Source organism: Rhodopseudomonas sp., from assembly GCF_048594845.1.
Classification (GTDB): Bacteria; Pseudomonadota; Alphaproteobacteria; order Rhizobiales; family Xanthobacteraceae; genus Rhodopseudomonas.
In genome coordinates this window covers 1-17,424 of sequence record NZ_JBMDXE010000026.1, presented here as the reverse complement: position 1 = coordinate 17,424, position 17,424 = coordinate 1, and the positions used below count along the sequence as shown (strand labels likewise).

16 protein-coding genes are annotated in these 17,424 nt (G+C 67.1%); 7 read left to right on the top strand and 9 right to left on the bottom strand.

Going from position 1 to position 17,424, the window contains the following annotated elements:
* The first annotated feature begins 127 nt into the window (after nucleotides 1–127).
* The 5 genes from ACOJTD_RS01580 (at nucleotide 128) to ACOJTD_RS01560 (ending at nucleotide 6,951) form a co-directional block, all read left to right on the top strand.
* On the top strand, nucleotides 128–1,009 hold the full coding sequence (locus tag ACOJTD_RS01580; protein ID WP_420131189.1) for a LysR family transcriptional regulator: 882 nt from the start codon (nucleotides 128–130) through the stop codon (nucleotides 1,007–1,009).
* 67 nt (nucleotides 1,010–1,076) lie between these two features.
* The gene (locus ACOJTD_RS01575) at nucleotides 1,077–1,442 is read left to right on the top strand and encodes a hypothetical protein (RefSeq protein WP_420131188.1); all 366 of its coding nucleotides are present in this window, start codon (nucleotides 1,077–1,079) and stop codon (nucleotides 1,440–1,442) included.
* Nucleotides 1,443–1,497: 55 nt separating this feature from the next.
* Nucleotides 1,498–2,769, top strand: a complete 1,272-nt coding sequence (gene ihpA, locus ACOJTD_RS01570) for a divalent metal ion exporter subunit IhpA (protein ID WP_420131187.1) — start codon at nucleotides 1,498–1,500, stop codon at nucleotides 2,767–2,769.
* Complete coding sequence (gene ihpB, locus ACOJTD_RS01565; protein WP_420131186.1) at nucleotides 2,766–3,758, top strand: divalent metal ion exporter adaptor subunit IhpB; 993 nt, start codon at nucleotides 2,766–2,768, stop codon at nucleotides 3,756–3,758. The genes ihpA and ihpB overlap by 4 nt, the downstream gene beginning before the upstream one ends.
* Complete coding sequence (locus ACOJTD_RS01560; RefSeq protein WP_420131185.1) at nucleotides 3,748–6,951, top strand: efflux RND transporter permease subunit; 3,204 nt, start codon at nucleotides 3,748–3,750, stop codon at nucleotides 6,949–6,951. The genes ihpB and ACOJTD_RS01560 overlap by 11 nt, the downstream gene beginning before the upstream one ends.
* A gap of 36 nt (nucleotides 6,952–6,987) precedes the next feature.
* Here ACOJTD_RS01560 and ACOJTD_RS01555 read toward each other — a convergent pair whose 3' ends face one another.
* Nucleotides 6,988–7,371 (bottom strand): response regulator transcription factor, encoded by a 384-nt coding sequence (locus tag ACOJTD_RS01555; RefSeq protein ID WP_420131184.1) that lies wholly within the window; start codon nucleotides 7,369–7,371, stop codon nucleotides 6,988–6,990.
* A gap of 383 nt (nucleotides 7,372–7,754) precedes the next feature.
* Between ACOJTD_RS01555 and ACOJTD_RS01550 the strand changes: the two genes are divergently transcribed.
* Nucleotides 7,755–8,339: a helix-turn-helix domain-containing protein gene (locus tag ACOJTD_RS01550; protein ID WP_420131183.1), complete on the top strand. Its 585-nt coding sequence runs from the start codon at nucleotides 7,755–7,757 to the stop codon at nucleotides 8,337–8,339.
* A 288-nt stretch (nucleotides 8,340–8,627) separates the two neighbouring features.
* On the opposite strand, the gene ACOJTD_RS01545 is transcribed toward ACOJTD_RS01550, so the two are convergent.
* Nucleotides 8,628–9,794: an acyl-CoA dehydrogenase family protein gene (locus ACOJTD_RS01545; RefSeq protein WP_420131182.1), complete on the bottom strand. Its 1,167-nt coding sequence runs from the start codon at nucleotides 9,792–9,794 to the stop codon at nucleotides 8,628–8,630.
* A 144-nt stretch (nucleotides 9,795–9,938) separates the two neighbouring features.
* On the bottom strand, nucleotides 9,939–10,982 hold the full coding sequence (locus ACOJTD_RS01540) for a GMP reductase (RefSeq protein ID WP_420131181.1): 1,044 nt from the start codon (nucleotides 10,980–10,982) through the stop codon (nucleotides 9,939–9,941).
* A gap of 160 nt (nucleotides 10,983–11,142) precedes the next feature.
* On the opposite strand from ACOJTD_RS01540, the gene ACOJTD_RS01535 reads away from it, so the two are divergent.
* Nucleotides 11,143–12,045 carry a ketopantoate reductase family protein gene (locus ACOJTD_RS01535; RefSeq protein ID WP_420131180.1) on the top strand — a complete coding sequence of 301 codons (903 nt, stop codon included), beginning with the start codon at nucleotides 11,143–11,145 and terminating at the stop codon, nucleotides 12,043–12,045.
* Between the two features lie 219 nt (nucleotides 12,046–12,264).
* Here the strand turns inward: ACOJTD_RS01535 and ACOJTD_RS01530 are convergent, their stop codons facing one another.
* The 6 genes from ACOJTD_RS01530 to ACOJTD_RS01505 form a co-directional block, all read right to left on the bottom strand.
* On the bottom strand, nucleotides 12,265–13,242 hold the full coding sequence (locus ACOJTD_RS01530; protein WP_420131179.1) for an ABC transporter ATP-binding protein: 978 nt from the start codon (nucleotides 13,240–13,242) through the stop codon (nucleotides 12,265–12,267).
* Nucleotides 13,239–14,654 (bottom strand): amidase, encoded by a 1,416-nt coding sequence (locus ACOJTD_RS01525; protein WP_420131178.1) that lies wholly within the window; start codon nucleotides 14,652–14,654, stop codon nucleotides 13,239–13,241. Before ACOJTD_RS01525 ends, ACOJTD_RS01530 begins: the two co-directional genes overlap by 4 nt.
* Nucleotides 14,651–14,845: a hypothetical protein gene (locus ACOJTD_RS01520; protein ID WP_420131177.1), complete on the bottom strand. Its 195-nt coding sequence runs from the start codon at nucleotides 14,843–14,845 to the stop codon at nucleotides 14,651–14,653. Before ACOJTD_RS01520 ends, ACOJTD_RS01525 begins: the two co-directional genes overlap by 4 nt.
* A complete protein-coding gene (locus ACOJTD_RS01515; protein ID WP_420131176.1) occupies nucleotides 14,842–15,906 on the bottom strand; it encodes an ABC transporter ATP-binding protein in 1,065 nt (354 codons plus the stop codon). Before ACOJTD_RS01515 ends, ACOJTD_RS01520 begins: the two co-directional genes overlap by 4 nt.
* A 1-nt stretch (nucleotide 15,907) precedes the next feature.
* The gene (locus ACOJTD_RS01510) at nucleotides 15,908–16,795 is read right to left on the bottom strand and encodes an ABC transporter permease (RefSeq protein ID WP_420131175.1); all 888 of its coding nucleotides are present in this window, start codon (nucleotides 16,793–16,795) and stop codon (nucleotides 15,908–15,910) included.
* A gap of 14 nt (nucleotides 16,796–16,809) precedes the next feature.
* A partial coding sequence (locus tag ACOJTD_RS01505; RefSeq protein WP_420131174.1) for an ABC transporter permease occupies nucleotides 16,810–17,424 on the bottom strand: 615 nt, incomplete at its 5' end.

Sequence of the window (17,424 nt, the reverse complement as noted above, 5' to 3'; positions counted from 1 at the left end):
CGCCATGCCGCCTGCTCCTCACCTGCGATCCATACGCAGCGTGGCTAAAGCCGGCGTCTGACGGTCACATAACAGTCAACAGCTCTGCTTATGGTCCGCGCAGGTTTTCCTTGGGGTGCGGCACAACATGGCGCTGACGGCGGCGCGGATGCGGGCGGTCAACGCCGTGTACGAGACCGGCTCGTTCGCCGCGGCGGCGCGCCGCATCGGCGTGTCGCAATCGGCGATCGCCCAGCTGGTGCGCGACCTCGAGGGCGAGTTTCGCGTCGCATTGTTCGAACGCAGCGGCGCCAGCCTGATCCCGACCTCGCTGTGCCGGCAGCTTTACGGCGCGATCAGCAAGATGCAGGCGGTCGAGGCCGACGCGCTGTCGATCCTGCAGCAGCGCGGCGAGCCGGCCGGCGGCGAACTGCGCGTCGGCCTCGGCAATTCGATGCCCGGCATGGCGCTGGTGGCGGCGTTCAAGCGGCTCTATCCCAAGGTGCAGGTCGCGATCGAAATCGGCAGCTGGTCCAACATCGTGGCCTCGGTGGTCGAGCAGCGCGTCGATATCGGCGTGCTCCCCGAAGTGCCGGAGGACACGCGGTTTCGCCGCGAGATCTGCCTGACGCAGCGCGTGGTGGCGCTCTGTCACCCGACGCATCCGCTGCACGATCGCACCCAGGTGTCGCTCGCCGAGCTGATGAGTTTCCCTCTGGTGTTCCGCCCGCGCGACTCGTCGACGCAGCGCACCGTCGATCGCGCTTTCCGCGACGCCGGGCTGCGGCCGAAGCCGTCGCTGATCGTCAACACCCGCGAGGGCATGCTCGAAGCCGTCGCCAACGATCTCGGCATCGGCTTCATGTGGGAACATGGATCGAGCCGCGCCGACGGCATCAGCAAGCTTCCGGTGACGGAACTCGGCGCCGAAGTGCCGGAATGCATCTTCGCGCTCGCCGGCAAGAAAGGCCGGCTGGTCGAACTGTTTTTCCACGCGCGCGGCGCGTCGGACCTCACCGGACCTGCGTAATACTATTGCGGCTCGACGCCGCCGCCGCATGCGTGCTACCTGACGCCGACGCCAAACGAGTACGATCTTGACCGACTTGCAGCCGACAGTCCCCAGTCGCTTCGCGCGCACGTTTCGTGCGCTCGTTGTCGTGCTTGTGGCGACAGCGTATTTGCTGTCGGGCCTGCTGCATAATGCCTGCGATCTCGACTTCGCCCGCAGCGGCGGCGACGTGCAGATCGCCTCGGTTTCGCATGACGGCGCATCGCACGATGACGGCGGCGCGCTCGCCGGGCATCATTGTCATAGCTGCTTCTCGGTGTCGGTGCCGGCTTCGCCCGTCCCCGCGCCGGTGGCGACGACGCTGAGTGCGACGCTGCTGAGCCATGCCACCGCGGTGCTGATCGATCGCGATTACGGGCTCGATCCGCCGCCGCCAAAAACCCTGACCTGACCGCCATCGCCGGGCGCATCCGCGCCCAAGCTCTGCCGTCGATCAGGTTTTATCCATGCTTGTCAGGTCCGCCACGCGTCTCGCGTGCGCGTTGGCATTGCTGCTCAGCCCCGTGCTGAGCGGCGTGTCGCATGCACAATCACTCACCATGAAGTCCGCGCTGCAGCGCGCGCTCGCCGCAAGTCCGCGGCTGACCGCCGCCGAGCGCGACATCGGCATCGCCACCGGCCAGCGCATCCAGGCCGGCACGCTGCTCAATCCCGAAGTGTCGTACGAGCTCGACAACGCGGTCGGCAGCGGCGCCTATCGCGGCACGCGATCAGCCGAGTCGACGCTGCAGATCAGCCAGATGTTCGAACTGTTCGGCAAGCGAGACGCGCGCATCGCGGTCGGTCAGGCCGGCATCGAAGTCGCAGCGATCCAGCGCCGCGCGGTGCGGCTGGAGATCCTGTCCGAGACGGCGATCGCCTTCGTCAGCGTGCTCGGGCTACAGCAGCGCATCCGCATTCTCGATCAGCAGGTCGAGGCGATCGATAAACTCACGCCGCTGCTGCAACGGCGGGTCGATGCCGGTGCCTCGTCCCCGGCCGAGACAGGTCGCGCCGAAGTCGCCTCGGCGCTGGTGAAAGCGGACCGCGAACGCGTGCGCGCCGCGCTGGCGAGCGCACGCCGCGAACTCGCGGTGCTGATGGGCGACACTGCGCCGAGATTCTCGACCGTCTCCGGCCGGCTCGAGGCGATCGGCCGGCCACCGAGCTTCCAGTCCGTGGTCCAGGCGATCGACGCCAATCCGCAGCTGATGCGCTGGACCGCGGTGTATGCGCAGCGCAACGCCGAGCTGCTGCTGGCGCGGCTGAAGCCCTATCCGGACGTCCGTGTCAGCGCCGGCTGGCGTCACTACAACGAAACCAACGACGACGCCGTCCGGCTGTCGATCTCGGTGCCGATCCCGGTGTTCGACCAGAACCAGGGCAACATCCTGTCGGCGCAAGAGAGCCTGGCGAAGACCGCCGCCGAGCGCGCCGCCAATCGCAACACGCTGATCGTGCTGGCCGGCCGTGCCTACGATTCGCTGCAAGGCGCGCTCGCCGAACTCAAGGTGCTGCGCGAGGTCGCGATCCCGAAGGCACGCGACGCCGCCGCGGCGATCGCCGAGGGCTACGGCCAGGGCCGCTTCTCGCTCCTCGAAGTGCTCGACGCGCAGGCCAGCGTCGCCCAGGCGCAGCTACGCGAGCAGGAAGCGCAACAGAACTTCCATGTCGCCGTCGCCACCATCGAGGGGCTGGTCGGCAATCCGTTTTCACTGGCGCGGGGGAGCGCACGATGAACAGGACCGCAACGGTCATCGCGATCATTCTGGCCGCCGCCGCGGGCGCGCTCGGCACGCACTATCTGGCGCCGGACGAGCACGGCTCACTGACCGAACACGCCCACGGCAAAGCCGCCGAGGGCGAGAAGAAAGCCGGCGGCCACGCCGAGCCGGACGAACACGGCGCCGACCGCATCCTGATCAGCGAAGTCAAGCTCGGCGCGGCCGGGGCGGTGTTCGCCGAGGCCGGCCCGGCGACGCTGAGCGACTCGCTGGCGCTGAACGGCATCCTGCGCGCCAACCAGGAGACCCTGGTTCAAGTGACGCCGCGGTTTCCGGGCCTGGTCCGCACCATCCGAAAACGGATCGGTGATCCCGTGACCAAGGACGAGCCGATGGCGTCGATCGAAAGCAACCAGAGCCTGACCAGCTACGAACTCAAGTCGCCACTGGCCGGCACGGTGATCGACCGTCAGATCTCACTGGGCGAATACGCCTCCGAGCAGAAGCCGGCCTTCGTCGTGGCGGACCTGTCGACGATCTGGGTCGACCTGTCGGTCTATCGGCAGGACATCCAGCGCGTCCGCATCGGTGACGAGGTGCTGATCGATCCCGACGACGTCCGTGGCGAGATAAAGGGCCGCATCGACTATCTCGCGCCGATCGGCGCGCTCGATACGCAAACTGCGCTGGCACGCGTCGTACTGCCAAATACGGACGGGCGGCTGCGGCCGGGCTTGTTCGTCACTGCCCGCTTGGTGCTCGCCAAGCGCGACGTTCCCGTCGCGGTGCGGGCCGGCGCGATCCAGACGCTGGAGAACAAGACCGTGGTGTTCGTGCGCGAAGCCGACGACGCGCTCGAGGCGCGGCCGGTGGTGGTCGGCGAGCAGGATGCGCGGTTCGTGGAAATCAAGGCCGGGCTCACGGCGGGAGAACGCTACGTCGCCGAGAACTCATTCGTGGTGAAAGCCGAGATGGGCAAGGGAGAGGCCGAACATGGTCATTGAACGCATCCTCGCTTTCTCGATCCGCCAGCGCTGGCTGGTGCTGATCGCCGCGCTCGGGCTTGCGGCCTTCGGCGCATGGAATTTCACCCGGCTGCCGATCGATGCGGTGCCGGACATCACCAATGTGCAGGTGCAGATCAACACCCAGGCGCCGGGCTACTCGCCGCTTGAGACCGAGCAGCGCATCACCTTCCCGGTCGAGACCGCGATGGGCGGACTGCCGAAGCTGTCCTACACGCGCTCGCTGTCGCGCTACGGGCTGAGCCAGGTCACCATCGTGTTCGAGGACGGCACCGACATCTACTTCGCCCGGCAACTGGTCAACGAACGTATCCAGCAGGTGCGCGATCAGTTGCCCGCCGGCGTCGACGTCGCGATGGGGCCGATCTCCACCGGCCTCGGCGAGATTTACATGTACACGGTCGAGGCCAAGCCGGGCGCCACCAATGCCGATGGCAAGCGTTACACGCCGAGTGATCTGCGCACCGTGCAGGATTGGATCATCAAGCCGCAGCTGCGCAACGTGCCGGGCGTGATCGAGATCAACAGCATCGGCGGCTATCAGCGGCAATTCCACGTGCTGCCCGATCCGGGGAAGCTGATCGCCTACCGGCTCGGCTTTCGCGATCTCATGACAGCGCTTGCCGCCAACAACGCCAATGTCGGTGCCGGCTATATCGAGCGCAACGGCGAGCAGTACTTGGTGCGCGCGCCCGGCCAAGTCGGGACCAGCGGCGAGATCGAAGCCATCGTGGTCGGCTCGCGCGGCGGGATTCCGGTGCGGATCAAGGATGTCGCCCAGGTGGTCGAAGGGACCGAGCTACGCACCGGTGCCGCGACGCTGAACGGCGAGGAGACCGTGCTCGGCACCGCGATGCTGCTGATCGGCGAGAATAGTCGGACCGTTTCCCAGCGCGTCGCCGCCAAACTGCAGGACATCGCCAATTCGCTGCCCGAGGGCGTGATCGCCCGCACCGTCTACGATCGCACCCATCTGGTCGAGGCCACCATCAGGACGGTGGAAAGCAACCTCTTGGAGGGCGCCACGCTGGTCGTGGTCGTGCTGTTCCTGATCCTCGGCAACATCCGCGCCGCGCTGATCACCGCCTGCATTATTCCGCTGTCGATGGCGATGACAATCACCGGCATGGTCGAGACACGCGTGTCGGCCAACCTGATGAGTCTCGGCGCGATCGATTTCGGCATCATCATCGACGGCGCGGTGATCATCGTCGAGAACTGCCTGCGGCTGCTCGCCGCCGCGCAGCATGACAAAGGCCGGCTGCTCAGCCTCGAGGAACGGATGCAGACGATCCTGGCCGGTGCCAGCGAGGTGATCAAGCCGAGCCTGTTCGGCACGCTGATCATCGCGGTGGTGTACCTGCCGGTGCTGACGCTGACCGGCGTCGAGGGCAAGATGTTCACCCCGATGGCGCTGACCGTGCTGATGGCGCTCGGCGCCGCGGCGCTGTTCTCGATCACCTTCGTGCCGGCCGCGGTCGCGATCTTCGTCTCCGGCAAGGTGTCGGAGACGGAGAACATCGTGATGCGTGGCGCCAAGCGGATCTATCTGCCGCTGCTGACGCGCGCGATCGTTTATCGCAAGACCGTGGTGGTCGCTGCGATCGCCATCACACTGGCGAGCGGCATTGCGGCGACGCGGATGGGCGGCGAGTTCATCCCGAGTCTCGACGAGGGGGACGTCGCCCTCGCCGCCATCCGGATTCCCGGCACCAGCCTGACGCAGTCGCTGGCACTGCAGATGGCGCTGGAAAAGCGTGTGCGGCAGATCCCCGAGGTGAAGGACTTCTTCACCCGCACCGGCACCGCCGAAGTCGCCACCGACCCGATGGCGCCGTCGATGTCCGACGGCTACATCATGCTGAAGCCGCGCGCCGAATGGCCCGATCCCTCGAAGACCAAGGCCGAACTGGTCGAGGAGATCGAAAGGGCCGCCGAGGACATCCCCGGCAGCAACTACGAGATCTCCCAGCCGATCCAGCTCCGCGTCAACGAGCTGGTCTCCGGCGTGCGCAGCGACGTCGGCGTCAAGATCTTCGGAGACGATCTCGATATCCTGCAGAACGCCGCCAAGCAGGTGCAGAGCGTCATCCAGAGCATACCCGGTGCCACCGACGTCAAGACCGAGCAGGTCGCCGGCCTGCCGATCCTCACCGTCCGGCTCGATCGCCCGGCGCTGTCGCGCTATGGCCTCAGCGTCGCCGACGTGCAGGGCATCGTCGAGATGGCGATCGGCGGCAAGAGCGTCGGCAAGCTGTTCGAGGGCGACCGCCGCTTCGACATCGTGCTGCGGCTGCCGGAGCGGCTGCGCGTCAGTCCGGAGGCGATCCGCGCCATTCCGATTCCGCTGCCGCCGGCTGAGGAGCAGACCACGGGGCTGACCAAAGCGGCGATCGGATCGCAGGCACTGCAGATGCGGCACATTCCGCTCTCGGCCGTCGCCACCGTCGAGGCAGCACCGGGCCCGAACCAGATCAGCCGCGAGAACGGCAAGCGTCGCATCGTGGTGACGACCAACGTGCGCGAGCGCGATCTCGGCTCGTTCGTGGCGCAGGCGCAGCAAGCCGTCGCCGAAAAGGTTACGCTGCCGGCCGGCTACTGGATCGGCTGGGGCGGCCAGTTCGAGCGGTTGGTGTCGGCGAGCAAGCGGCTCACCATCGTGGTGCCGGTGGCGCTGCTGCTGGTGTTCCTGCTGCTGTTCATGAGCCTGAACTCGGTGGCGGATGCGCTGCTGGTGTTCAGCGGCGTGCCGCTGGCGTTGACCGGCGGCGTCGCGGCGCTGCTGCTGCGCGGCATTCCGCTGTCGATCAGCGCCGGCGTCGGCTTCATCGCGCTGTCCGGCGTCGCGGTGCTGAACGGCCTGGTCATCATCGCCTTCATCGAACGGCTGCGCAGTGAAGGCAAGCCGATGCTCGACGCGGTGCGCGAGGGCGCGGTAACGCGGCTGCGGCCGGTGCTGATGACGGCGCTGGTCGCCTCGCTCGGCTTCGTGTCGATGGCGATCGCCACCGGTGCCGGCGCCGAGGTGCAGCGGCCGCTCGCCACCGTGGTGATCGGCGGCATCATCTCCTCGACCATCCTGACGCTGCTGGTGCTGCCGGCGCTGTACGCACTGTTCCGCAAGGACAGCCCCGTCGCCGCAACGCCTTCGATCGAAGGACAGACCGCCTGACCGTTCGGCCAAAGCCCCGTCTGCGCGGCCAAAGGCTCAGCAAGTACGCGGCGATGGCCCCAGCGCCTGCTCGATACACTGGACCATCACTTGCGCGTCGAACGGCTTGCTCAGGAATCCGATAGCCCCGAACGCTTTGGCACGCGCCTCGGCGCGCGCTTCAGGGAATGCGGTGATGAAGACCACCGGGCAGGCGCGGCGCTCAGCAACGAGCCGCGCGTGCAGATCGAGGCCGCTGAGCCTGGGCATCTGCACATCGGTGATCAGGCAGTCCGCGGAGCCGCACAGTTCCGATGCGAGATAATCCAGCGCCGAGGAGAAGCCGCGGGCCTGGTAGCCGAGCGATCGCACCAGCGCCACGACGGCGATGCGGACGTTCTCGTCGTCGTCGATCACCGCTACGATCTTGCCGATGGTCAATGCTGCCATCCTCAAGAGTGATGCAGTGCGGGCCCACGTCTCGAAACATTGGGACAGCGCTCTGCGGGCGATAAGTCATACGATGGTTTTACGCCGCCGTCGTTCCTCATATCGCGGGTCTGATTGCGATCTGCCGCTCGCCGACACTGCGCGGCGTCGTCGGATCGCGGGATCTCGCTGCGTTTTCCGTGCGCCGTTAAACCTTGGTGTGATGGCGCAGATACCATCGCAGGCTATTGCTGGCACGTTCGTGCAACTTTCCTGATGGCGCATCTCCCTGTTCGATGCACCACGACAAGAAGCCACTGCCGACGCGGCGATGGCGGCGAATGGAAGGCCCAGGCGCAATGGAGCGGCCAGCAGACATCACCTCGGGGGAGACGATGGCCGACCCCTTCGTATCAATCGCTGAATTCCTCGAAGAGGCATCGGCTGCGGTCGGAGGCAATCCGATCGTGGCGAGAGCCTGCATCGCCCGGGCGGCGATGCTGCTGCGGGAAGTCCAGGCGCGGCACGCGCCGGCCGGTGACAGCCCGCAGCGAAGCGCCGGCCCCGGTCTGGCGCGATGGAAGCTCAATCGCGTCCTGCTGCATGTCGAGCGTCGCCTAGGCGGCAATCTTCGCGTCCGCGATCTCGCCCGGCTGACGGGACTGAGCCCCGGACACTTCGCACGCGCGTTTCACCAGAGCGTCGGCGTTGCGCCGCGCCACTTCCTGATCGAGCGCCGCATCGAGCGCGCCAAGACCCTGATGCAGACCAGCGACATGACGCTGTCCGAGATCGCGCTCGCCTGCGGGCTGAGCGATCAGGCGCACCTGTCGCGGCTGTTCCGCCGCCACACCGGCACGACTCCGAACGCCTGGCGACGCGAATGGCGCGGCAGCGACCCGCAGGCCTCGCCCTTCACCTCCGCGATCCGCCGCAGCAACGCCACGACGCAGCACGCGGTCAACGTCCACGCCGGCTGATCCGCGCGCTTCTACACACTGCACGCAGCCTGATCCAAACGGCCAATCGGATCGACCGGCGACGCCATGTCGGCTGTCGTGGCTTCTATCTACTGTCGACCGCCTCGCATGGCGGAAGATCACAGATGGAATTCGAAAGTTCCAAGGACCAGAAGGACATCGAGGCGCGCGCGGCCGCCTTCGTCGAGCAGGCACCAGCGTCGCGAAAATCGAGCCGACGGCGTCGCTCGAGAGCCGCGTCGTCGGCAAGATCGTTGTCGAGATCCGGGACGGCCTGGCCTCGGTCGATCAGTACGACTTGGCCAGCCCCAGCACCTTCTCGGCGATGAAGCTCAGCGCGAGTTGCGGGCTGACCGGGGCGATGCGCGGGATCATCACTTCGCGCAAATAGCGCTCGACGTGATACTCCTTGGCGTAGCCGAAGCCGCCATGGGTCATCACCGCCTGCTCGCAGGCTGAGAAGCCGGCCTCGCCCGCCAGATACTTCGCCGCATTAGCGGCAGCGCCGCACGGCATGCCCTTGTCGTATTGCCACGCCGCCGACATCACCATCAGCCAGGCGGCTTCGAGCTCGACCCAGTTTTTCGCCAGCGGATGCTGGATCGCCTGGTTCTGGCCGATCGGCCGATTGAAGACGATGCGCGACTTCGCGTACTCCGCCGCTCGCGTCAGCGCGAGCTGGCCGAGCCCGACCGCTTCGGCGGCGATCAGGATGCGCTCGGGGTTCATGCCTTCGAGGATGTAGTGGAAGCCCTTGCCCTCCTCGCCGATCCGGTCCTCGACCGCGATCTCGAAATCCTCGAAGAACAATTCGTTCGAGTCGACGATCTTGCGGCCCATCTTCTCGATCTCGTGCACCTTGATCTTGGTGCGATCGAAGTCCGCGTAGAACAGGCTGAGGCCGTGGGTCGGTGACTTGACCTCTTCGAGCGGCGTCGTGCGGGCCAGCAGCAGGATCTTGTGCGCGACCTGCGCGGTCGAGATCCACACCTTCTGGCCGTTGACGACGTAGCGGTCGCCCTTGCGCACCGCGCGGGTCTTGAGCTGCGTGGTGTTCAGCCCGGTGTTCGGCTCGGTCACCGCGAAGCAGGCTTTCTCGCGGCCTTCGACCATCGGCGGCAGCATGCGCCGGCGCTGCTCTTCGGTGCCGAACACCACCACCGGGTTGAGCCCGAACACGTTGATATGCACCGCCGAGGCGCCCGACATGCCGGCACCGGACTCGGAGATCGTCCGCATCATGATGCTGGCTTCGGTGATGCCGAGGCCCGAGCCGCCATAGGCTTCCGGCACGCAAATGCCGAGCCAGCCGGCATCGGCCAGCGCCTTGTGGAAGTCGTGCGGGAAGCCGCCCTCGCGATCCTTCTTCAGCCAATAGGCGTCGTCGAAGCCGGTGCAGATCTTGGCGATCGCGTCGCGGATGGCTTCCTGCTGGTCGGTGAGGGCGAAGTCCATGGCTGGCTCTTGGTTGGCTTTTGTCTGGTGCGTTTCCCGCGCGCCGCGGCGCGCCGGCGCACAATGCCATCCCGGGCCGTGCTGGCAAGCACAACCCAGATCCGCGTCAGGCGAATTCCGAGAGACGGCAGAAGGCGTGATGACTCAGCGATCGAACACGGTGTTGCGCTGGGCGTTCACTAGGATGAAGGTCGTCCGCTTCGGGATCTCCTTCAGGCGCTCGGCGCCCATATAGGTCATCGCGGAGCGCAGCCCGCCGGCAATCGTTTCCACCGTCGCCCTCACCTCGCCGCGATACGGCACCTCGACGGTCTTGCCTTCGGCCGCACGATAATCGGCGACGCCGCCGTGATACTTGTTCATCGCGGTTGCCGACGACATGCCGTAGAACACCATGCCGGTCGGCACCTTGCTCCCGTCCCGCTCGGCATATGTCAGCTCGCCGCCGCATTCATCGTGCCCGGCCAGCATGCCGCCCAACATCACGAAATCGGCGCCGCCGCCATAGGCCTTGGCGAGATCGCCCGGCACGGTGCAGCCGCCGTCGGAGCAGACGTGGCCCTTGAGGCCGTGCGCGGCATCGGCGCATTCGATCACCGCCGAGAGCTGCGGATAGCCGACGCCGGTGAGATCGCGCGTGGTACACACCGAGCCGGAGCCGATGCCGACGCGGACGATATCGGCGCCGGCGATCACCAGCGCCTCGGTCATCTCCGCCGTCACCACCGTGCCGGCCATGATGATCGCGTCCGGGTTCTCGTCGCGCAGCTTCGACACCGCGCGAACGAACGCCTCGGTATAGCCGTTGGCGACGTCGATGTTGATCATCGGCACTTTGGTCTGCTGCTTCACCGCGGCGAGCCGCTCCCAGTCGGCCGCGCCGGTGCCGACGGTGAGGAAGACGTTCGGATCTTCGTACTTGTCGAGATAGCTCGCCAGCCGCTCCGGATCGTAGAATTTATGCAGCGCGACCAGCGCGCCGAACGGCCGGAACGCCTCCGCCATCTCGATCGTGCCGATCGTATCCATGTTGGACGCGATCAGCGGAAAGCCGGTCCATTCGCGGCGGGCGTGGCGGAAGCCGAGCGTGCGGCTGATGTCGGCCTCGAACCGCGACGACAGCACCGAGCGCTTGGGCCGGATCAGCACGTCGCGGAAATCCAGTTTCGGGTTCAGATCGATATGCACGCGGTGATCCTCTGTCGGTGAACGCCGATGATAAGAAGCATTGGTTGCGCAATGGTTCGCCCCTGCAATGCGCAAATGGTCGCCTGCACGGACGGCGGGTTGCCGCCGGCGGCCGGGCGCGCCAGAACCGTTCCCCGACAACAGGCAGGAGGATCAGTGCATGAAAGTCGTGGTGATGGGCGCGGGCGCCGTCGGGTGCTATTTCGGCGGGCTGCTGGCCGAGGCCGGCCACGACGTGACGCTGATCGGCCGGCCGAACCATGTCGAGGCGATCAACGCAAAAGGCCTGCTGCTGGAGACCAAGGCCGGCAAGAGATTCATTCCGCTAAAGGCCGCGATCGACGTGAACGCGATCGAGCCACCGGATCTGGTGCTGGTCTGCGTCAAATCCGCCGACACCGAAGCGGCCGGCGCCGCGCTAGCGCCGCGTTTGAAGGCCGACAGCGCGGTGCTCAGCCTGCAGAACGGCGTCGACAATCCGCAGAGGCTGTCGGGCCCGATCGGCCGCCCGGCGATCGGCGCCGTGGTCTATGTCGGCACCGAAATGGCCGGCCCCGGTCACGTGCTGCATCACGGCCGCGGCGACCTGCTGATCGGTACCTCGCCGCAGAGCGATGCGATCGCCGCCACGCTCACCGCCGCCAACATCCCAACGACTGTCGTGCCGGACATCGATCAGGCGCTGTGGTCGAAGCTGATCCTGAACTGCGCCTACAACGCGCTGTCGGCGATCGCCGACATGCCGTACGGCCCGCTGATGCAGATCGACGGCACCCGCGAGGTGGTGAACAATGTGGTCGCCGAATGCATCGCGGTGGCCCACGCCGCCGGCGTCAGCATTCCGGACGATCTGCACGACAAAGTGCTGGCGTTGCCCGGCATGATGCCGAGCCAGAAATCCTCGACCGCGCAGGACCTCGCCCGCGGCAAGCCCGGCGAGATCGACTTCCTCAACGGCTTTGTGGCGCGCCGCGGCGCGGAGCTCGGCGTCCCGACGCCGACCAATCTCGCGTTACAAGTTTCAGTGAAGCTGATCGAAGCCAGCCGCGGCATTGGTCGCTGAGGCGGACTATGTTGACACCCGCGCTCTCCACGCGCTCAGCGTCATCCTGAGGCGCCCGTTGCGCCGCGCGCCAGCGCGGTGCAGCGGGCCTCGAAGGATGGGCCGCAGCACACGTGGCCGCATCCTTCGAGGCTCGCTGCGCTCGCACCTCAGGATGACGTCGTGCGGGTGGATAGAAGAGTGATGCGAGCCGACATCTGTCCGAGTAGGAGGCCTATCTCACGCCGTCGCCAGCGCCGGCTCGACCAGAATACACCGTGCCGTCCGGCCGGGTCCGACCTGCACGTCGGGCGGCAGCCCCTCGGTGCAGCGAGGCTGCGCATGCGCGCAGCGTGGCGCGAACGAGCACGTGGTCGGGGCCTTGTCGAGCGACGGCGGCGCGCCGGGGATCGTCTCCAGCCGGGCGCCGCGCTTGGCGCCGTGGACCGTGGAGGCGAGCAGGCCCTGCGCATAGGGATGCAGCGGCGTCCGTACAATCTGGCTGAGATTGCCCTGCTCGATGATCTGCCCGGCATACATCACGGCGACGCGGTCGCAGATCTCGATCGCCACGCCGATGTCGTGCGTCACGAAGATCACCGACATGCCGAACTCGCGCTGCAATTCGCGTAGCAGCAGCAGGATCTGGATTTGCACGGTGGCATCGAGCGCGGTGGTCGGCTCGTCGGCCAGCAAAATCTTCGGCCGGCAGGCAAGCGCCAGCGCGATCATCGCGCGCTGCCGCATGCCGCCGCTCATCTCGTGCGGATAGGCCTCCAGCCGCCGCTTGGCCGAAGGGATGCGCACCACTTCGAGCATCTCGAGCGCGCGCGCCATCGCGTCGCGCTGGCTCTTGCCCTCGTGCCGCATCACCGTCTCGGCGATCTGCTGGCCGATGGTGTCGACCGGATCGAGCGCCAGCGCCGGCTCCTGGAAGATCATCGACACCGCCTGGCCGCGGAAATTCGACAGCGCGTCGTCGTCCATCGCCAGCACGTCGCGGCCCATCACCTCGACCTTGCCGGTGATCGTGGTGCGCTTCTTCGGCAGCAGCCGCATCAGCGCGCGCAGCGTCACGCTCTTGCCCGAGCCGGATTCGCCGAGCAGCCCCAGCACCTCGCCTTCGCCCAGCGTCAGGCTGAGATTGTTGACCGCGTGCACGGTGCGATCGCCGCCGAAGCGGATGTTGAGATCGCGGACCTCGACCAGATTGCTCATACCAGCTCCGGCGCTCGTTTGTGGAAGTCGGTGGCGCGCTGCCAGGCCGCGCCGATGCGCAGCAGCGTCGCCTCGTCGAAGGCGCGGCCGAATAGTTGCAGCCCGATCGGCAAGCCGCTCGCCGCAAAGCCGCATGGCAGCGCGAGCGACGGCAGGCCCAGGTAGTTGATCGGCCGTGTGAAGCGCGTCAGCCGCTGGATCACCGCCTCGGCATTGAGGCTGTTGCCGACGTCGCTTTCAGCAATCGTCGGCGCCGGCACCGGCGACACCGGCGCCAGCACGGCGTCGACGCCGGCAATCGCCGCGACGAACTCGGCCAGCGCCACGCCGCGCCAGCGCATCGCTTCCAGATAGCTCAGCGCCGGCACGCCGAGCGCGTTCTGCAGCCGCATCAGCACCTGCGGGCCGTAATCCTGCGGCCGCTCGCGCATCCACTGCGCATGAAAGCCCGCGGCCTCGACAGCGAGCACAAGTTGGCTCGCCGCAGTGAGCTGGCGCTGCTCAGGCAGCTTCACCTCGACGACACGCGCCCCCTCGCGCGCCAGCGTCGTCTTGGTCTCGTCGAGCACGCGCGCGACGTCGGCGTCGAGATCCTCGACATAGAACGCGTTCGGAATGCCGATCGTCATGCCCTGCAGCGAGCCGCGCGTCGCCGCCAGATAGTCCGGCACCGCGCGTGTCGACGTGGTCGGATCTGCCGGATCGACGCCGGCCATCAGCCCGGTGAGCAGCGCGCAGTCCTCGGCGGTCTGGGCCAACGGCCCGACGGTGTCGAGCGACTGCGACAGCGGCATTGCGCCGGCACGGCTGATCAGCCCAACCGTAGTCTTAAGCCCGGTGACGCCGCAGAAATGCGCCGGCATCCGGATCGAGCCGCCGGTGTCAGAGCCGAGCGCCGCAAAGGTCAGCCGCGCCGCCACCGCGGCGCCGGAGCCCGACGACGAGCCGCCGGTGATATGCGCCGGCGCCCACGGATTGCCGACCGCGCCATAATGCGCGTTGTGGCCGGTCGGGCCGTAGGCGAATTCCGACATCTGCAGCGAGCCGAGCCGGACCGTGCCCTGGTCCTTCAGCCGCTGCAGCGCCGTCGAGGTCGTGGTCGCGACGAAGTCCTTGCGGATCTTCGAGCCGCAGGTCACGACATGGCCAGCCTCGTAGTACATGTCCTTGTGGGCCAGCGGCACGCCGTGCAGCACGCCCTTGACCTCGCCACGCGCCAGCGCGGCGTCGGCCGCATCAGCCGCAGCGAGCGCGCTATCAGCTTCGATCGACATGAAGGCATTGAGCTTCGGCTGCGCCTTGGCGATGCGATCGAGACACGCTTGCGTCACCTCGCGCGACGATAGTTTCTTGGTCGAGAGCGCGGCCGCGACTTCGGTCAGCGTCAGCAACGCCGGATCGGACGAACTCATCGGGCGGACTCGTTCTGCACGGCGACGTAGCTGGCGGGTTCGAGATCGAACGGCAGTGTGCCGGCGATCGGCGCGAAACCATCGAACGCCGGGCCGATCGAATTGGCGATCCGCGCCGCGATGTCGTCGTCAACCGGCAGGCCGGCGATTTCCGCCATCGGCTTGATCACGGCGGGGGCGGGTTTGATCATTGGGCGGTTTCTCCTCTTGGGGCGCGGCTGTGGCCGGAGCCCGGAATCGCCATGAAGCATGCCGCCTGATGGCCGCTCGCGTCCAGCGTGGTCAGCTTCGGCGCGGTCGCCCCGCACAGCGGCTCCGCGAACGGGCAGCGGGTGTGGAACCGGCAGCCGGCCGGGGGATCGATCGGGTTCGGCGGATCGCCGGTGATCGGCGGCACTTCGGTGCGCTTGTCCGGGTCGGACGATGGCATCGCCGCCAGCAGCGCCCGCGTGTAGGGATGCGCCGGCTGATCCCACACCTGATCGACCGGGCCGAGCTCGACGACTTCGCCGAGATACATCACCAGCACGCGATCGGAGATGTAGCGCACCACGTTGAGGTCGTGGCTGATGAACAGATAAGTCAGGCCGAACTCGCGCTTGAGGTCGACCAAGAGATTCAGCACCTGCGCCTCGACCGATTTGTCGAGCGCCGACACCGCCTCGTCCAGGATCACCAGTCGCGGCGACAGCGCCAGCGCACGGGCGATATTGACGCGCTGGCGCTGGCCGCCGGAAACTTCGTGCGGATACCTGTTAGCAAACGTCTCGGGCCGCAGTCCGACCTTGCCGAGCAGCTCGCGCGCCAGCGCCCGCGCGGTAGCGTCCGCCATGCCGTGCACCTTGGGGCCGAACGCGATCGACTCCTCGATGGTGAGGCGCGGGTTCAGCGACGCGTAGCTGTCCTGAAACACCATCTGCATGCCGCGGCGCAGTTCGCGCAGCGACAATTCGCGGCCGACCGCGCGGCCGTCGAAGATGATATCGCCGCCGTTGCGCGGCATCAGATGCATCAACAGCCGCGCCGTCGTCGACTTGCCGCAGCCGGACTCGCCGACGATGCCGACGGTCTCGCCCTTGGCGATCGCGAACGACACGTCGTCGACCGCCCGCACCGTCTTGGCGGCGCCGAACAGGCCGCCGCGCACCGGGAAGTGCTTGGTCAGACCCTTGACGTGCAGCAGCGGCTGCGCTGCGCCGCCGAGATCCTCGATCGGCTCGAGCCGATCCGGGACATCCACAATCTCGGTCATGTCAGCTCCTGATATCCATGGCGCTGCGCATGCCGTCGCTCAGCAGGTTGAAGCAGATCGACACCGCGAAAATCATCACGCCGGGCAGCGCCGCTACCCATGGATTGACGTAGATCGCGGTGCGCAGCGTGTTCAGCATCAGGCCCCACTCGGGCTCCGGCGGCTTGGTGCCGAGACCGAGGAACGACAGGCCGGCGGCGAGGATCATCGACACCGAGATCAGTCCGGAGGCGTAGACGAAGATCGGCCCGAGCACGTTGCCGAGCATGTGCACCCGCATGATGGTGAACGGCCCGGCGCCGGAGGCGCGCGCCGCCTCGACGAAATCCATATTGCGCACGCCGGTGGTGACGCTCTCGGCGACGCGGGTGATCTGCGGCAGGAACACCACGGTCAGCGACACGATCGAATTGGTGATGCCGGCGCCGAGCGCGCCGGAGATGGCGATCGCCAGCAGCACCGAGGGGAAGGCGTAGAACACGTCGACGGTGCGCATGATCGCAGTGTTGACCTTGCCACCGACATAGCCGGCGACGAGGCCGAGCGAGGTGCCGAGCACGAAGGCGAAGATCACCGGCAGGATCCCGATGAGCAGCGACAGCCGACCGCCATAGATCAGCCGCGCCAGCATGTCGCGACCGAGCTCATCGCTGCCGAGCGGATAGTTCGGCGTGCCGATCGGCTTGAGCCGGCGGATCATCGAACCCTGATACGGATCGGCGAGATGCAGATACGGCGCCAGCAGCGCCGACAGCAAAATCAAGAGCAGGATCAGCGCGCAGGCGATGCTGACCTTGTCGCGCAGCAACCGGCGGCCGACCGTCGCCCAATAGCCGCGCGACGGGCCGGCGGGCGCGGTCTGCACGGCGGTGTCGGTGAGTGTGGTCATCGAATCCTCCCCGCTCAGGCGCGTTTGATGCGCGGGTCGATCGCGGCCTGCGCGATGTCCACCACCAGATTGAGGAACACGAAGAACAGCGCCAGCACCAGGATCGTGCCCTGCAGCAGCGGCAGGTCGCGCTGGAAGATCGCGGAGTTCAGCAGCAGCCCCGAACCTGGCCAGGAGAACACCGTCTCGATCAGGATCGAACCGCCGAGCATATAACCCAACTGAAGTCCCATCACCGCCAGCGCGGTCGGCGCGGCGTTCTTCAGCACATGGCGGAAGACTTGCGTCTCGCGCAGGCCTTTGGCGCGCAACGCTTCGACGAAGTCCTGCGAGAGAATGTCGCCGGTCAGCGCCCGCACCGTGCGGGTGACGATGCCCATCGGAATCACCGAGGTGGTGATCGCCGGCAGCACCAGATACTTCAGATGCGCCCAGTCCCACGCCCAGTGCCCCGAGCCGCCGGGACCGGCGCCGACCGCGGGCAGCCAGTTGAGCTGCACCGAGAAGATGATCACCAGCACCATGCCGAGCCAGTAATGCGGCACCGAGACGCCGGCGATGGCGATGCCGGTGGCCAGCTTGTCGATCCAGGTATCGCGGAAGTAACCGGCGATCAGGCCGAACAGCAG

What these genes read in the sequence shown, in the direction of transcription:
- ACOJTD_RS01525 (WP_420131178.1), bottom strand. Translation starts at nt 14,654, where the DNA reads ATGAGTTCGTCCGATCCGGCGTTGCTGACGCTGACCGAAGTCGCGGCC.
- ACOJTD_RS01535 (WP_420131180.1), top strand. Translation starts at nt 11,143, where the DNA reads ATGAAAGTCGTGGTGATGGGCGCGGGCGCCGTCGGGTGCTATTTCGGC.
- ACOJTD_RS01560 (WP_420131185.1), top strand. Translation starts at nt 3,748, where the DNA reads ATGGTCATTGAACGCATCCTCGCTTTCTCGATCCGCCAGCGCTGGCTG.
- ACOJTD_RS01580 (WP_420131189.1), top strand. Translation starts at nt 128, where the DNA reads ATGGCGCTGACGGCGGCGCGGATGCGGGCGGTCAACGCCGTGTACGAG.
- ACOJTD_RS01510 (WP_420131175.1), bottom strand. Translation starts at nt 16,795, where the DNA reads ATGACCACACTCACCGACACCGCCGTGCAGACCGCGCCCGCCGGCCCG.
- ACOJTD_RS01545 (WP_420131182.1), bottom strand. Translation starts at nt 9,794, where the DNA reads ATGGACTTCGCCCTCACCGACCAGCAGGAAGCCATCCGCGACGCGATC.
- ACOJTD_RS01530 (WP_420131179.1), bottom strand. Translation starts at nt 13,242, where the DNA reads ATGAGCAATCTGGTCGAGGTCCGCGATCTCAACATCCGCTTCGGCGGC.
- ihpB (WP_420131186.1), top strand. Translation starts at nt 2,766, where the DNA reads ATGAACAGGACCGCAACGGTCATCGCGATCATTCTGGCCGCCGCCGCG.
- ACOJTD_RS01515 (WP_420131176.1), bottom strand. Translation starts at nt 15,906, where the DNA reads ATGACCGAGATTGTGGATGTCCCGGATCGGCTCGAGCCGATCGAGGAT.
- ihpA (WP_420131187.1), top strand. Translation starts at nt 1,498, where the DNA reads ATGCTTGTCAGGTCCGCCACGCGTCTCGCGTGCGCGTTGGCATTGCTG.
- ACOJTD_RS01550 (WP_420131183.1), top strand. Translation starts at nt 7,755, where the DNA reads ATGGCCGACCCCTTCGTATCAATCGCTGAATTCCTCGAAGAGGCATCG.
- ACOJTD_RS01520 (WP_420131177.1), bottom strand. Translation starts at nt 14,845, where the DNA reads ATGATCAAACCCGCCCCCGCCGTGATCAAGCCGATGGCGGAAATCGCC.